This is a genomic window from Nocardia sp. CC213A, from assembly GCF_030766805.1.
Lineage (GTDB): Bacteria > Actinomycetota > Actinomycetes > Mycobacteriales > Mycobacteriaceae > Nocardia > Nocardia otitidiscaviarum.
In genome coordinates, this window is record NZ_JASFXA010000030.1 from 48,385 (window position 1) to 63,327 (window position 14,943).

At 68.3% G+C, this 14,943-nt stretch carries 13 protein-coding genes; 4 read left to right on the top strand and 9 right to left on the bottom strand.

Annotation, left to right across the window (positions count from 1 at the left end; genetic code table 11):
- Window positions 1-200 precede the first annotated feature (200 nt).
- Window positions 201-467 carry a hypothetical protein gene (locus QJS31_RS35080; protein WP_282781241.1) on the top strand — a complete coding sequence of 89 codons (267 nt, stop codon included), beginning with the start codon at window positions 201-203 and terminating at the stop codon, window positions 465-467.
- 107 nt (window positions 468-574) lie between these two features.
- Window positions 575-829 (top strand): hypothetical protein, encoded by a 255-nt coding sequence (locus tag QJS31_RS35085; RefSeq protein ID WP_306358815.1) that lies wholly within the window; start codon window positions 575-577, stop codon window positions 827-829.
- A gap of 332 nt (window positions 830-1,161) precedes the next feature.
- Here QJS31_RS35085 and QJS31_RS35090 read toward each other — a convergent pair whose 3' ends face one another.
- The 5 genes from QJS31_RS35090 to QJS31_RS35110 form a co-directional block, all read right to left on the bottom strand.
- The gene (locus QJS31_RS35090) at window positions 1,162-3,375 is read right to left on the bottom strand and encodes an arabinofuranosyltransferase (protein WP_372341730.1); all 2,214 of its coding nucleotides are present in this window, start codon (window positions 3,373-3,375) and stop codon (window positions 1,162-1,164) included.
- A 200-nt stretch (window positions 3,376-3,575) separates the two neighbouring features.
- Window positions 3,576-4,490: a hypothetical protein gene (locus QJS31_RS35095; protein WP_282782348.1), complete on the bottom strand. Its 915-nt coding sequence runs from the start codon at window positions 4,488-4,490 to the stop codon at window positions 3,576-3,578.
- Window positions 4,487-5,011 carry a type VII secretion system-associated protein gene (locus QJS31_RS35100; protein WP_282782350.1) on the bottom strand — a complete coding sequence of 175 codons (525 nt, stop codon included), beginning with the start codon at window positions 5,009-5,011 and terminating at the stop codon, window positions 4,487-4,489. The genes QJS31_RS35095 and QJS31_RS35100 overlap by 4 nt, the downstream gene beginning before the upstream one ends.
- Before the next feature lie 167 nt (window positions 5,012-5,178).
- Complete coding sequence (locus tag QJS31_RS35105) at window positions 5,179-5,940, bottom strand: decaprenylphospho-beta-D-erythro-pentofuranosid-2-ulose 2-reductase (protein WP_280357293.1); 762 nt, start codon at window positions 5,938-5,940, stop codon at window positions 5,179-5,181.
- Window positions 5,937-7,394 (bottom strand): FAD-binding oxidoreductase, encoded by a 1,458-nt coding sequence (locus tag QJS31_RS35110; RefSeq protein WP_282782354.1) that lies wholly within the window; start codon window positions 7,392-7,394, stop codon window positions 5,937-5,939. Before QJS31_RS35110 ends, QJS31_RS35105 begins: the two co-directional genes overlap by 4 nt.
- A gap of 74 nt (window positions 7,395-7,468) precedes the next feature.
- Between QJS31_RS35110 and QJS31_RS35115 the strand changes: the two genes are divergently transcribed.
- Window positions 7,469-7,951: a GtrA family protein gene (locus QJS31_RS35115; protein WP_282782356.1), complete on the top strand. Its 483-nt coding sequence runs from the start codon at window positions 7,469-7,471 to the stop codon at window positions 7,949-7,951.
- A gap of 98 nt (window positions 7,952-8,049) precedes the next feature.
- Here QJS31_RS35115 and QJS31_RS35120 read toward each other — a convergent pair whose 3' ends face one another.
- The 4 genes from QJS31_RS35120 to QJS31_RS35135 all read right to left on the bottom strand — a co-directional run bounded on the left by QJS31_RS35120 (window position 8,050) and on the right by QJS31_RS35135 (window position 14,478).
- Window positions 8,050-8,667, bottom strand: coding sequence for a pyridoxamine 5'-phosphate oxidase family protein (locus QJS31_RS35120; RefSeq protein ID WP_039808501.1), 618 nt, complete (start codon window positions 8,665-8,667; stop codon window positions 8,050-8,052).
- A gap of 358 nt (window positions 8,668-9,025) precedes the next feature.
- Entirely contained in the window at window positions 9,026-9,679 is a 654-nt protein-coding gene (locus tag QJS31_RS35125) for a Crp/Fnr family transcriptional regulator (protein ID WP_039808503.1), read from the bottom strand.
- Between the two features lie 7 nt (window positions 9,680-9,686).
- On the bottom strand, window positions 9,687-11,981 hold the full coding sequence (locus QJS31_RS35130; RefSeq protein ID WP_306358816.1) for an adenylate/guanylate cyclase domain-containing protein: 2,295 nt from the start codon (window positions 11,979-11,981) through the stop codon (window positions 9,687-9,689).
- A 13-nt stretch (window positions 11,982-11,994) separates the two neighbouring features.
- A complete protein-coding gene (locus QJS31_RS35135; RefSeq protein ID WP_306358817.1) occupies window positions 11,995-14,478 on the bottom strand; it encodes a molybdopterin-dependent oxidoreductase in 2,484 nt (827 codons plus the stop codon).
- Between the two features lie 124 nt (window positions 14,479-14,602).
- On the opposite strand from QJS31_RS35135, the gene QJS31_RS35140 reads away from it, so the two are divergent.
- The coding region (locus tag QJS31_RS35140; RefSeq protein ID WP_306358818.1) for a LuxR C-terminal-related transcriptional regulator at window positions 14,603-14,943 on the top strand (341 nt) is incomplete at its 3' end.

Below are 14,943 nucleotides of genomic sequence, written 5' to 3' on the forward strand. Positions count from 1 at the left end.
TTCGTTAGCCTCGCTATTCGGGGACTGTGGTTGCCACACACGTGCGTGGCGCACATCCATCGTATTTCGTGCTCGGTTCTCCATGCACGTATCACGAGAATTGATTCGGGTGTCTACTGGTCCTACACCCGGCGACGACAGCGCGCATCCGCCGCTCGGTGCTTCGAATCGAACCGGTACGCACGCGAGGAGATCGGCGAATGTATTGGGAAGTCTGGATTCTGGGATTGGCGGCGCTGGGTGCCCTCGTCTTCGTGTGGGCGATGCGCGGTATCGGCGAGGACTGGCGGGAGGACCGCGAGCTTCCCCCTTTCGTCCTGCCGTACGTCGAAGGCACCGGGAGCGTGGAAGTTCCGCGTCCGCACCGTCGCGGTGGCGTGCATCGCTCCGGGCGTGGCAGACATCGGTGCGGCAGCGGATTCGATGGTCGCCTGCTGGCGGCGGGTTCACCGAGCGGCGGCAAGTGATGCTCGAATCGCCGCCGACAGCGGGTGCCGACCGTGCGCCATGCCCCGCGTGGGGCTCCTACCAGCTGGCCCGTCATAGTCTCGAAGCTCACGTCGGATGTCGCGGCGTGGACTGCCCGCACAAGGCCCCGGCCATCGCGGCCTTGATCGAGGCGGTCGATGCGGAGTTGGTGCAGGTACGCATGCTGATCGAGGATGCGACATCCACCGAGCCCACGGGCGATCCCCTTGCCCGCCATGCCGATGAGTTCGCCGCTCGCCTGGCGGCCGTGAGCCGGGCCGCTGACGCAACCCGAAGCGGCGGCCGAGCCTGGACCGCCGACGCGACCCGGACCGACGGAGCGACCCGATCGGGGACGTGACGCGGGCAGGGGAGGCGTGCCAGGCGGGCGACGTGCCACGGGCGGGCGACGTGACGCGGGCGGGGGAGGCGAGCCGGGCAAGGCGACGCGACCCGGCGGGCGAGCTGGCCCGGCCGGGCGACACTGTCCCGATCTGTCGCGTAGCCCAGCTCGGCTGTGCGAATCGGCCACCTCCGGCATGACCGGCCGACCGCACGGCAGGTCCCGGTCGGACGCGACGAGTGGTCGGCTGGATGCGCGCATGTGACGGCGTCGCTGGTGGCCGATGTGACCCGTCCGTTGGTGCGGGACCACTGGGTCTGCCGTGACCAGCCGGACGCGCGCGGGGTGGATCAGCGCTCCACGACCACCAGCGTGAACGGTCCGATATCGGTCACGGTGAAGCGGGGATCGTCGAACAGCGCAGCCGGGAAGGTCACCTGGTAGCGCTTCACGTTCGGCTGGTTCGGGTAGACGTCTTCGGCCAGGCGCAGGGTGTAGTCGTCGCCGGACTGGCGGAAGAGGAAGGCGTCGGGGGCGCGCCAGGGGGTGGTGCGCAGGGCCTCGAGCAACTCCTCGGGGGTTTCCAGGGTGGACCAGCGTTTGATTTCGTCGGCGCGGGCCGGGAAGTCGGCGAGGGGGTTGGCGTAGTGCGAGGTCAGGGCCTGGAAACCGAAGTAGGGGTAGACGGACAGGAAGCTCAGGTCGGCGGTCAGTACCACCGTTTCGTCGCGGGGGCGGCCGGTCTGCTCGCGCAGGGCGGTGTCGATCTCGTCGTAGTACGAGACCGCCGACGGCGGCCGCTTGTCCGCGCGCACACCATCGCCGTCGGTGTCGGTGTAGGCCGTGGTGATCTCCGGCGCGAGGATCTCCGGGATCTCCTGACCGAAGCCGATCGCGCCCAGTACGGCCACCGCCGCGACCACGGCCCGGAACCGTTCCGGCTCGTTCAACACCTGGTAGATCGCCCGTGCGCCCTCTACGAAACCGAACGCGCCCGCCGCCGCCAGCAGCACCATCAGCACCGGCTCCAACCGGAAGGACAGCAGCGTCGTTCCGGCCGCGGTCAGCAGCATGGACAGCAGGCACCACAGGTAGACGGCGACCACACCGACCGCCAGCGCCTGCGCCCGCCGTGAACTGCCCACCCGCAGCACCAGCCAGATCACGCCGATCAGACACAGCCCGCCCAGCAGCGAGAATTCGAACATGGGCAGCGGCAGCCGCGCCCCGCCCTCGGGCAGATAGTGGAAGGCGGTACCCGAACTGGGGAAACCTTCGCGCAGCACCCGCAGCAGGAACGGCAGCCACACCACCAGCGCCAACAACCCCGCGACCACCCCGATCGCGATCAGCCGCACCAGAATCGGCCACAGCAGCCGCCAGACCCCGGGCATCTCCTGCTTGGTGCGCCGATGCACCCGCAGCGCGGCATGCCGCTGCCACAGCGCGATCCCGGCGGCGACCACCGCCATCAAGCACACCGCGAACACCGCCACCGCGAAATACAACGTGTAGAACGTAGCCGCCAGCCCGAGGAAGAAGCCGGTGCCGAGCACGGCCCCCCAACCCCCCGCGGTCGAGACAGACCCCACAGCCCGGAAACTCCCAGCCCCGGCCCCTGCGGCTTCAGAGCTCGTCGCGCCGGAGTCAACGGCGTCCGAACCCGCACCGCCGGACCCTGCGGCTCCGGAACTCGTTGCGGGGGATTCAGCGGCCCCGGAGCCAGCAGCGCCGGAGCCCGCGGCCCCGGAGCCAGCAGCCTCGCCGCCAGCTGTCCGTGCGCTCTCGGTCCCGAATTCAGCTCGATACTCCACAGCCCCGTACTCGGCGGGCCGGTGCAGCGCACCCCAGGCCAGCACCAACACCGGCGGCAGCAGCACGACCAGCACCGCGCTGTACGCCTCCGGTGCGGCATACGCCACCGTCACGGCCGTGGTGGCGGCGGCGACGGCGATCGCCCAGTCCGCGCGAATCAGCTTGGACCACAGTACGAGTGCCAGGGCCGCTGCTACGGCCAACGCCGTGATGGCCCACGGCTTGAACGCCTCCCACCCGTCGAGGCCGAACAGATTCGCGAATCGCCCTCCGGCCCAGAACCATCCGGCCGGATAGAACGGCGGCAGATCCACATAGTTCATGTCCCGCAGTGCCGCGCTGTCGGTCAGCCGCGTCAGATACTGCGTCCGGAACTCCTGGTCCACCGACAGTCCGAACAGATACAGCTTGGTCGCCCCGAGCGGCATCCCCAGCGTCACCGTCACGAACGTCGAAACACCAACCCACGACAGCACTTTCGCCACCCACGGCCACTTCCGCGCCCGCACCAGCCAGATCGCCGCCGCCAGCACGGCGACGGCGACCACTTGCCCGACGGTGGTCAGTGCTCGCGTCACATTGGAGGAGTTGAACGCGGGCCACTCCACACTCGCGAACGCCACCAGCCCGACCCCGGCCACCACCGCGGCGACCACGGCCGCGAGCACCGCCTCACCGAGCGCGCCCCCGGCCTGCCGCGCCAGCAGCCCCCCGCGCCCCCCGGTTCGTCCCGTAGTCGTGTCGTGCACTCTGCCTCCGGATACTCGGTCCGTGCTTGTGGTCACCGCGCGACAGCCTAACCGCCCGCCGCGCCCGCCCCGCGCTACCGCAGCGGGTCGCTGCCGTACGCGCGCAGGAGTGTGCGGCAGCCCGCGCCCTAGCGGAGACCTCGACACTCGGGATACGCTGGTACTCGAACTTCCGTGCGGCGGGCCGGTTCGCGTCGGTGTCAGTCTGAGGCGTCCGGTTGCTGGCCGGATGCCTTGTACCTGACCCAGGGCGACTTCGTGGGGTTGCCTGATTCGTCGAGTTCGACCTCGGAACCGTGTCCGACAATGCGGGCACCATACTGTTTGATTCGGCCAGGCCCCGGCTCTTCACTTTGCTCGGTGAGGGAGAGATGGATCCTCTCGGTGGCATACACGTCCAAACCTATTCCAGCCGAGTGCAGGGCTTTGGCTGCCCCCGGTGCGGCTGAGCCCCCAGCCGGTGAACAGGAGAACTGGACCAGGTCGGCCGTGGGCGCGCCACGGACCGCCTGCTTGAAATGCCTGTCAGCGGCAAGGATCAGCCCGTAGGTTGGTCCGTCGACCAGGGTCGGCACCAACCTGCTCCATTTTGTGAACAGGACACTCTTCTTTACCTGAATGCTGTAATGGTCAGCATCGGCGTGTGCCCGCGCGTATACGGTGTTCTGGCCCCAAGGGGCCGGAGCCGACCTTACAAACGCCCACTCCGGTTCGTGAGGTTCTCGGCCGCTTCTGTACTCGTAGTATTCGTTTCGCGTGGTCTCGAGTCCATCGCGAGTGAAAGTCAGCGGCTTCTTCGCGTCAGTGAGCTGTGACGGAAAGTATGTTCCTATTACTGATCCTTCGGCGTCCAGGATCGGCAAGCTGTGAACTTGGTCGGGTGTGAAAGTGTGTCGAAGCCCGCTATTGAGGCTCAGGCCGCGTAGGCTTGGTGTGTCCGGGTCGACGCCACTCACTATCCGGGCACCTGTTCCGTCGGCTACGACGAGATTGTCGGCGATTTTTCGCAGGTCGTCGGCGTACCTGTCCACATGGGACTGCAGTGTGGCGCTCGCATCGGTGACTGCTGCACGGACTCGCGCGGCCAATTGTGCCAGCTGAGCAGCGATCTTCATTCGGACGATAGCAAAATGCGAGTCACTATTCGGAACTGGGCGGGACTACCGGGATTGATCAGGATATCGACGCCAGCGGGCACGATGTCTGGCAGCACGGTGCCCTGTACCGGCCACCATCGGTCCGCCTCGACCCGCTGCTTGTGTATCGCGGCGGTGGCGATTGCAACGCACGGCCCTCCGTCTGGAGCCTGACCCACCAGGGGGTCATTCCTGTCGTCGCACCCGATCTCCACCACCGCGCCCCGTAGTGCCGCAATGATCTCGTCGCCGCCGACGTTGTCCCCGTTGCTGATCCGACGCAGCACGGCATCGAGGGGGTCGGTCGGCAATGTTTCGTCGGTAGGGACGTAGTTCGGATTGGGTTCGAATGGACCGGGAGTACCGTCCTCACCGATCAACCAGCCACCGAGGATCACCTCAGGCGGTGGCATCACCTCCGGCGCGGCTTCCCGCCAGCTGGGATTGGTCAACACCACCCAGTCGCCCCGGCGAACAGCAGACGAATTCAGTTCCTCCATGTGCCCCCTCCCGGCAAACAAGCCCGGTACCGACCATGGCACCTCGATCTTCGGCGCGCAACGGTTTTTGCACCAGTCGCTGGGGGTCGGCCCCGGCACGAAGCCACTTGCGAGACAGCGCGAATGTCGTTCGCACCGTGGATCGCGGGCCGACCTCCGAACGACTCCTACACCGGCAGCTTGCGGAACACCGCGCGCGGGATGTGCCGCAGGATCATCATCACGTAGCGGAAAGTGCCCGGGGCCCAGACGATTTCCTTGCCCTTGGCGGAACCGTTGACCGCGAGCGCGGCCACCTGCTCCTTGTCCACCGTGAGCGGCGCTTCCTTGACGTGCGCCGACATCCGGGTCCGCACCTGGCCCGGGCGGATGACGGTGACGCGCGGCCCGTGCGGGCGCAGTGCCTCGCCGAGGCCCAGGTAGAAGCCGTCGAGTCCGGCCTTGGTGGAGCCGTAGACGAAGTTGGAGCGGCGCACCCGCTCACCGGCCACCGACGACATGGCGATGATGCGGCCGTAGCCCTGCGCCTTCATCTTCTCGCCGACCAGCACGCCGACCGAGACGGCGGCGGTGTAGTTGAGTTCGGCGGCGATGACGGCCTTGCGCTGGTCCTGCCACAGCTCCTCGGCATCGCCGAGCATGCCGAAGGCCACGATGGCGACATCCACGTCGCCGTGCGCCCACGCCTGCTCGATCACCTTGGGGTGACCATCCATATCGAGTGCGTCGAAGTCGACGAGTTCGACGTCGGACGCGCCCGCGTCCTTCATCTGCGCCACCGCCTGCTCGCGCAGCGGATCATTGGGCAGCGCCGCGAGGACGATGCGCGCGGGCGCGGACTTCAGGTACTCCGAGCAGATCGCCAGACCGATCTCGGAGGTGCCGCCCAGCAGCAGAATGGTCTGCGGATTCCCGACCGCATTGATCACTGAAGCTCCAGCCTTCTCGCCATATCGGACATGAAAACGCCTGTGGGATCGACGGTTCGGCGGACCTTGATCCACTCGTCGATCCGGGGGTACATCTTGTGGAAGGTCTCCGCGGTGGTGCGGGAGTCCTTGCCGGTGTAGAGCCGTCCGCCGAATTCCAGCACCCGCCGGTCGAGGTCGTTGACGAACTCGTTGAGCCCCGCCTTGATCGGGAAGTCCACGCAGATGTTCCAGCCCGGCATGGGGAAGCTCAGCGGGGCCTGGTTACCCGGACCGAACAGTTTGAAAACGTTCAGGAACGAGTAGAACCCGGACTGCTGGATGTCGACGATGATGCGCTTGAACTCGTCCACCGACTCCGGCGGCACCACGAACTGGTACTGCAGGAAACCGTTCGAGCCGTAGCCGCGGTTCCACTCACCCAGCATGTCCAGCGGGTGGTAGAACTGCGTCAGATTCTGCACCTTGCCCCGGTAGGTACCCGATTTGCGGTACCAGAGCTCGCCGATCGGCGTGAAGGTGTACTTGTTGGCCAGGCCGTTCGGGAACACGTCCGGCAGCGTGAAGAAGGTCTTGCCGTTGAACTTCAGCGGGTCCTTCCGCAGCTTCTTCGGCAGCTGATCCAGCTTGGCCAGATTGCCGCGCGAGATCGCGGCGCGGCCGAGCTTCGGCATCGGGCTGATGGCGTCGAACCAGGCCGAGCTGTACTCGTAGCGGTCCTCGGACCCGTCGCTGTGGAAGGCGATGGTGTCGTCCAGCGTCGGCGTGACATCACCGTCGGCAATGAAATAAGCCGTCTCGGTGGGCGTCATCTCGATGGTGGCCCGCAGGATGATGCCGGTCAGACCGCACCCGCCGACCGTGGCCCAGAACAGTTTCGCGTTCTTCTTGGGCGTGATGTGGTGCACGGTGCCGTCGGCGGTGAGCAGCTCCATGGACCGCACGTGGTTGCCGAAGCTGCCCGCGCTGTGATGGTTCTTGCCGTGGATATCCGAGCCGATGGCCCCGCCGACGGTGACCTGCCGGGTGCCCGGCAGCACCGGCACCCACAGGCCGAACGGTAGCGCGGCCTTCATGAGCTGATCCAGGTTCACGCCGCCGTCGACATCGACCAGGCGGGTGGCGGCGTCGATCTTGTGGATCTTGTTCAGCGCGGTCATGTCGACCACGAGTCCGCCCGCGTTCTGCGCGTTGTCGCCGTACGAACGTCCGAGCCCGCGCGCGATGACGCCGCGGCGTAGATGTGCGGGCTTGGCCTCGTTGTCCTCCGCGACCATGGCGACCGCCTTGGCGATCACCTCGGGATCGGACGTGGCGAGGACTTCGGATGTTGTCGGTGCGGTGCGACCCCATCCGGTGAGCTTCCGGGTCTGCGTCGGCAGTGCGTACGCTCCCTCGGAGGCCGAGCTCGTCTCGGCGGCACCGGCGGTGGTGGTCTGAGCTTTCGTGGACATCGGGATAGAGGCTACAGGCATAACCGCCCATCGGCTGGTGCCGTTACCTGTGCGCGGCATTACCCTTCTGCTCTGTGACCGCGGAACCCCACCTGCCCCTGCCGCCCGAGCTGCCCCTGGTCGACGAGCCGGGCGGCACCGATGTCGATCTGAAGACCCAGATCGTCCGCTTCACGCTGACCGGCGGCTTCTCCGCGGTGGTGGACTTCGGGCTGTACGTGCTGCTCATGAGCGCGGTCGGGGTGCCGCGCGATATCGCCAAGGCGGTCAGTTTCATCGCGGGCACCACCACCGCCTACCTGATCAATCGCCGCTGGACCTTCCAGGCGCCGCCGAGCCGCAAACGCTTCATCGCGGTGGTGGCGCTGTACGCGGTGACCTTCGCGGCGCAGGTCGGCATCAATGCGCTGCTGAACATCGTGCTGCCGGAGATGAAGGTCGATGTGGCCGGTCACACATTCACCGGTGCCGTGCTGGTGGCGTTCGTGATCGCGCAGGGCACGGCCACGGTGATCAACTTCATCGTGCAGCGTGCGGTGATCTTCAAGATCCACTGAGCCGAGATCCACTGAGCTGAGATCCACTGGGTCGAGATCCACTGAGCCGAGCACCGGGAGGTGAGGTCCGGGGCCGCGCCCGGACCCGCGCTCCGGCATCAGTACTCGACGAGCGCGCGCGCCTCCTCTTTGGTCCGGAAGTAGTCGCCGCCCTTGGCACGGACGTTGTCGGTGCCCCACTGGCGGGGTTCGCGGGAGGCGGGCACGAGATGCGGGATGTGCTTGCGGCAGTGGATGTACGCCTCCTCGACGTCCACCACCACCCAGCGTTCGATGACACGCCCGCGCTCGCCCTCGGGCAGTCCGTCGATGTAGCGCCGCATGAGCGCGTCGTCGACGATGCGGGCGGAGCCGTTGATGTGCAGGCCGATGAGGTCGTGCACGAAGTCGATGAGCAGGATGCCCACGTGCGGGTTCTCGAGGATGTTGCCGAGGCTGGCCATCACCCCGTTGCCGCGGAATTCGGGGTAGGCGACGGTGTGCTCGTCGATAACGTGGAGGAAGCCGGGCTTGCCCGCTCGGAAGCTGGTGTCGCATTCGCCGTGCTTGTCGGCGGTGGCGATGAAGGCCATATCCATCCGGCGGATGAAATCGATCATGTGAGTATTGAGCCGGTCCCGCACTTGATCTTCGTAGAAACGCTCGGCGCGATCCTGTGTCCCGTAGCGTTCCTGTAGTTCGCGTTCGCCATCGCTGCCGCTTCTGATGCCGGGCATTGTGCGCCCCCTCTGGTAGCTGGAGTCCGGATGGGAGAGGCTCGGCCGCGAACTTCGGCCATCCGAAATGCTATACGGTTTAACTATTTTGGTGTGGCGAATGGCTGAAACGACGCATTTTCCCTGGTAGGGCTCGCTCGACTGCCGCCGGTCAGACCTTCCCGTGCGAGGGTCCCCCGGGATACGGGTTCTCACAAGGGTTCGGAACCGCTTAGCTGTGGGTGTGCTGATCACTCGGCTGGACGTACGTCTGCGAGTTCGGCTGTGCGCGCGAGTATTTCGCAATCCTGAATTGTCCATTTTGCATAGTTTTGTCCGGGTTGGCCGAGCGTTAGCCCCCTGGAAAAGGACCGATAGGTCAGTTTGCTTTGCGTTCCAACGCCATTCGATCCAGCACCGTCACCGACCCCCGGCTCAACCGCACCACCCCCGCGTCCTCGAGTTCGCGGAGCACCTTGTTGGCGGTTGCCCGCGTCGTGCCCGCCATGGACGCCAGATCCTCCTGGGTGAGCCGGATCTGCGGCGCCCGGCCCGGATCGCCGTACACCCGCGCCAGATGCGACAGCCGCCGCAGCACCCGCGTCTCCACCGGCAGGTACAGCGCCTCCAGCACCGCCGCGGACAGCCTGCGCACCTGTGCGGCCAGCGAGACCGTGAGAAACCGCTCCACCTGCGGATGATCGGTGCGCAGCCGCTCCAGCCGATCCCGGCTGAGGGTGAGGGTCTCGGCGTCGGTGACCGCCACGATGGTGGCGGTGCGGCGCGCGTCCGGACTCAGGATCGCCTGCTCGCCGAACATCTCACCCTGGCCGAGAATGGTCAGCGTGGCGGTGTGACCCAGCGGCGTGGTCACCCGGACGATGAGTTTCCCACTGGTGATCAGATGCAGGCAGTCCCCGGGATCACCCTCGTGACAGACGATGTCGCGCCGCCGGAACTTGCGCGGCGTGCACGCGGCGACCAGCTCCCGTCGTTCCGCGGGGGACAGCCCGTCGAACAGTTCGAATTCCATCTCACCCTCACCGCAGTGCCTCGAGTTCGTACACCGTCACCGGGTCGCGTTTGCCCTTGATGTCGAAGGCCCCCCGATCCCGGACCACGGCCCGGTCACCGAGCCGCGTTCTGGTCAGCGGGCCGACCACCACCGTTCCCGGTTCGGCCAGCGACTCCAGTCGCGCCGCCAGATTGGTGGTGTCGCCGATGGCCGTGAAGTTCCGCATCTGCGGCGCTCCCACATTGCCGACCACGGCCGGACCCGTATTGACTCCCACTCGAAACATCGGCCAGTCGTCCCGATCCGCAACATCCACCCGTTCCCGCACCCCCGCCACGGCCCGCTGCAAAGCCAGCCCCGCCCGCGCCGCCCGTAGCGCGTGATCGGGTTGCCGCACCGGCGCGTTGAAGATCGCCATCACCGCGTCGCCCACGAACTGCACCACCGTCCCGCCCTCGGCCAGGATCTCCGGAACGATCGCGGTGTAGTAGGTGTTCAGCATCCGCATCACCTGCTCCGGCCCCACCCGCTCCGCGAACGGCGTGAACCCCCGCAGATCCGCCATCAACACACTCACCTCGTGGATCTCACCGCCCAACCCCGCCTGGGACGGATCCGCGATCAACGCCGTGGCCACCGCGGGCGACATGTACGACCGGAACAGCCCGTCCAACTGCTGATACAGCCGCGCGTTCTCCAACACCACCGATGCCTGCGCCGCGAACGACCGCGCCACCGCCTGCTCCGCCGCACCCAGCGGCACCGGCCGTCCGGGAGCCTGCGCACCGGCCCGGCCGGCGGCCCCGGGCACGGCGAAACCCGCTGTGCCACGCCGGAGTCCGGTGGCGTTCAGCGCCCGCGTCACCGCGCCCGGCGACTCATCAGGCCCAGCCGAGCCCGGAGGCGGCCGCTGCCCGCTCGGCGCGGGCCGCCAACCGAACCCTCGCCGTGTGTCTGAGCGGCCGTGTCCCGTATCGGTTGCGGCAGGACGGTCGTGCCGAATATCGGGCACGCCGGTGCCGTGCACCGGCTCGGGGATCCCGGTCGAGGCATGCGCGGGGGCGGCCGTGCGTGCCAGTTCCAGCACTCCGGCATGAAACCCCTTGACCATCAAGGGAAACGCATGCGCGCCGGGGTTGGGTGGCCCGCCGTCCTCGAAGTGCAGGCGGCCCCGGCGCAGCACCCCGATGCGCACGGTGTCGCCCTCGAAGGCGTAGGTGGCCAGACGCTGGATCTCGGCGAGCAGCTGCTGCTCGCCCCGGATCACCGAGGAGCGTTCGCCGACGGCGACCAGTGCGCCGAGGCGACGCACCTGTTCGCGTTCGCTGCCGACCGCGCGAGCACTCTGCTGGAGCACCGCCACCTGGCGTTCGGTGAGGCCGAAACGGCGGGCGAGCTCCTGGCCGACCGCACCGAGTGGTTCGGCCGCGGCGACGCCGCCGCTGGCGCGCTGGTCCAGCGCGGCGACCATCTCCTCGAGCGCGCGGGCGTAGTCGCGGTGGATGGCGTCCAGGGTGCTGCGCAGCGTCACGCTGTCGAACAGGCCCCGCGCCGAACCCTCCCGCAGGAAGGTCAGGTGGGTGCTGAGCGCGATGAGCGCGAACGCCACCCCCAGCAGCACATGCCACTCCCACCACGACATCCGCCAGCTGCGCCCGAACCCCACCGCGAACAGCGCCTCCGCCAACAGCACGAACGCGGTGAGCACGCTGAGCACCACCGTGCCGCGATTGCGGTAGTACAGGTAGGCGTAGCGCACCGCCGCCACCAGATAGCAGGCCGCGCCCACGAACACCGCCGCCACCAGCGGGCCCTGCGCCTCCGACGGATCGGGGACGGCGTCGAAGGGCGGCACCCGGGTCAGCGACAGCAGCGCCCACACCACCATGAGCGTGATCGGCAGCGCCGCGAGCAGATCCGTGTACCGGTGCACCCGCGCGTCCGGCGGATACTCCACCGCCGAGGCCAGGGCCGCGAAGCCGCCCAGCACCATGCCGACCGGCACCGCGGTGGTGAACCCGACATTCGGCGCGGACAGAATGATCCCGGGCGTCGCCAGTGCGTGCAGCCCCAGGAATCCGGCGTTCAGCTGGAATACCAGCGACACCAGGATCAGCCGCATGTCCCGATGCGCCCGCGCGGCCCGCAGCAGCAGCACACCGAGGACCAGCGCCACCACGGCCGCGCCCAGGATCAGCCAGAAATGCACACCGTGGTGCTGGAATTCGTGATCCAGCTGCGGCCGTGCCACCAGCACCCACAGGCCGAGGGCGGGCAGGCTGACATGCACCAGCCACAGCAGTATCCGGACGGGTGACATGCGGGCACCGACCTCAGGCCGGGGTGAGCGTTACCGGCACGCCGTTGAACACGGCATTGCCGGAGGGCGCGTCGACGAGCGAATCATCGGTCAGCACATTGGCATTCACCCCGGCATGCTCGCGCGCCACGGCCTGCGAGCTGTCCGCGTGCCCCCACCCGTGCGGCAGGCTCACCACGCCGGGCATGATCTCCTCGGTCGGTTCGACGGTGACGATCACGGTGCCCGCCGCGGACTTCACCACGGCCTGCCCGTTCAAGCCCAGACGCGCCACATCGTCGGGGTGGATGTGCAGCGTGCACCGGTTGGATCCGCCCACCAGCGACGAGATGTTGTGCAGCCAGCTGTTGTTGGACCGCAGCTGCCGCCGCCCGATCAGCACCATCTCCGGTGCGTCGGCGCGCAGCCGCGCCCGCAACCGCTCCACATCCGCCAGCAGCTGCGGCGGTGCGAGCTCCACCTTCCGTGACGCCGTGCGCAGCACCCCGGGCAGTCGCGGCCGCAGCGGCCCCAGGTCGATGCCGTGCGGATGCTCCAGCAGCACACCCAGATTCAGCGCGCCAACCCACCGGGACGAGTCCTCGCCACCGTCGTGGTGCGCCTCGGCGTCGGCCGCGTCCCGTACCGGTGCGGTGCCGACAGCACCCGTGAGCGGCGTCCCACCCTGCCCGGTCGTTTCGGTCCGCACCGCTGCCCCAGCGGGGGACACCGTGCCGGTGCCGGTGTGAGATCCCGTTCCGGCTGCACGTGGGGCGACTGTCGCTCCGCTCGACCCGGGATCGGCTTGGTTCCGCGGGAACGCCGTGGCGTCGGCGTCCTGGTTCCGAGCGTCCCCATCCTGCTCGGCAGTGGCGCGCGCCGCCGGGTTCCACTCGCCGTACGGCCCGAGCCGCAGCATCATGTCGATGCGCTGCTCGGTCGTGTTCTCGCCCAGCAGCTCCGGGCGGCGTTCGAGCAGCCCGGCCTTCTGCAGGGTGCCCGCGATGACCATCTCGTCCACCGCCTCGAGCGGGGTGACGCCCTCCGGCGGCCGCTGTCCGCTCACCGCCATGGCCAGTCGGGCGAGGATCTCCGCCTCCGAGGGGTGGTCGCCGAGCGGTACCAGGGGACGCGAATAGCGGGCATAGTTGCGCACCGCGAAGTTCAGCAGCGCGAAATCGTAGTGCGGGGCCTGCACGATGCGCGGCGGCGGCAGGATCACATCGGCGTGACGGGTGGTCTCGTTGAGGTACCGGTCCACGCACACCATGAATTCCAGTCCGGCGAAGGCGGTGTCCAGGCGCGGTCCGCTGGGCGCGGAGAGCACCGGATTGCCCGCCACCGTCACCATGGCCCGGATCTGTCCATCGCCCGGCGTGCCGATCTCGTCCGCGAGGGTGGCGACGGGCAGCTCGCCCATGGCCTCCGGCAGCTCGCGCACCCGGCTGGTCCACCGTCCGGTGCGGAAGGGGCGGGACCGCACGATGCCCAGGGCCGCCCCGGTGGCGAACATGGCCCCGCCGGGGGAGTCGAGATTTCCGGTGAGCACATTCACCACGTCCACCAGCCACTGCGCGACGGTGCCGAATTCGGCTGTGCAGGTGCCGATCCGGGCGTAGACGGCGGCTGTCGGCGCGGCGGCCAGCTCGCGAGCGATCCGGGTCACCGTCGCGGCGGGCACGCCGGTGCGGGCCGACACCACCTCGGGGGTGAAATCGGCGGCGGCCGATCGGATCTCGTCCAGCCCCTCGACCTCGACGCGGACGTCGGTGAGCTGCTCGGCGAACAGCGTGTGCACGATCCCGAACAGCAGATACGCATCACTGCCCGGCCGGATGAACAGATGCTCGTCCGCGAGCTTGGCCGTGCGGGTGCGCCGCGGATCCACCACCGTGAGGCGTCCGCCGCGTGTGCGCAGCGCCTTCAGCCGTCCCGGGAAATCCGGTGCGGTGCACAGCGATCCGTTCGACTCCAGCGGATTCGCGCCGAGCATGAGCAGGTAGTCGGTGCGATCCAGATCCGGCACCGCGACCGTGAGCGGATCGCCGAACATGAGCCCGCTCGCGACCTGCTTCGGCATCTGATCGGCGGTGCTGGCGGAGTAGATGTTCCTGGTGCCCAGTGCGCGCAGCACCAGCGGCAGGTACAGGGCCCCGGCCACGGTGTGCGCGTTGGGGTTTCCGACGTACACGCCCACCGCCTGATTGCCGTGCGCGTGCGCGATGGCGGGCAGCCGCTCACCGATGAGCGTGAAGGCCTCCGCCCAGGTCGCGGTCCGCCACGCGTCGGTGTCGCGGTCGCGGATCATGGGTTCGGTCAGCCGATCGGGGTCCTGGTCGAGGGCTCCGAGGCTGGCCCCCTTGGGGCAGATGAAGCCGTGACTGAACGGGTCGGCATGGTCGCCGCGTACGGCTGTTACGTGGTCGTGGGCGTCGAGAGTGAGTTCGAGACCGCACACCGCCTCGCAGAGCGGGCAGGTGCGCAGCAGCGTCCGGGGGCTGTCCGTGACGGGTGTCATACCTCATCATCGCCCGCCACCCCGACAGGCGAAACCGGAAGCGGACGATTTGTGTCGGGACGCCGACACAACGAACGTCCGCGCGCGGACAGACCAGCCGGCCGTTCGCGGCCAGGCTGGGCACATGCGGTTTCTCGAACGAACACAAGCCCTCGAAGCACTGCACGCCGCCTGCGCGGACATCGCTGCGGGCACCGCCACGGTGGTCGAGGTGACCATCGCGGGTGAAACCGGCCTGTTCGTGCGCACCTCGCCTCAGCCCGGCCCGCTCTGCCGCTCCACCCTGCGCAACCACCCCGCTCGCCTCACCCCGAGGCAGCAGGACGTCCTGGAACTGGTCTGCGCGGGCCTCACCAACCCGGAGATCGCCGACCGCCTCTACCTGTCGGTCCGCACGGTCGACCACCACGTCTCGTCCATCCTCGCCAAACTCGGCGTCCCCAACCGCCGCGCCGCCCGCGCCGC

Excerpts from the sequence above, each read along its gene's own strand:
- QJS31_RS35095 (WP_282782348.1), bottom strand. The coding sequence starts at position 4,490 with ATGAAGATCGCTGCTCAGCTGGCACAATTGGCCGCGCGAGTCCGTGCA.
- QJS31_RS35110 (WP_282782354.1), bottom strand. The coding sequence starts at position 7,394 with ATGTCCACGAAAGCTCAGACCACCACCGCCGGTGCCGCCGAGACGAGC.
- QJS31_RS35100 (WP_282782350.1), bottom strand. The coding sequence starts at position 5,011 with ATGGAGGAACTGAATTCGTCTGCTGTTCGCCGGGGCGACTGGGTGGTG.
- QJS31_RS35135 (WP_306358817.1), bottom strand. The coding sequence starts at position 14,478 with ATGACACCCGTCACGGACAGCCCCCGGACGCTGCTGCGCACCTGCCCG.
- QJS31_RS35120 (WP_039808501.1), bottom strand. The coding sequence starts at position 8,667 with ATGCCCGGCATCAGAAGCGGCAGCGATGGCGAACGCGAACTACAGGAA.
- QJS31_RS35125 (WP_039808503.1), bottom strand. The coding sequence starts at position 9,679 with ATGGAATTCGAACTGTTCGACGGGCTGTCCCCCGCGGAACGACGGGAG.
- QJS31_RS35080 (WP_282781241.1), top strand. The coding sequence starts at position 201 with ATGTATTGGGAAGTCTGGATTCTGGGATTGGCGGCGCTGGGTGCCCTC.
- QJS31_RS35130 (WP_306358816.1), bottom strand. The coding sequence starts at position 11,981 with ATGTCACCCGTCCGGATACTGCTGTGGCTGGTGCATGTCAGCCTGCCC.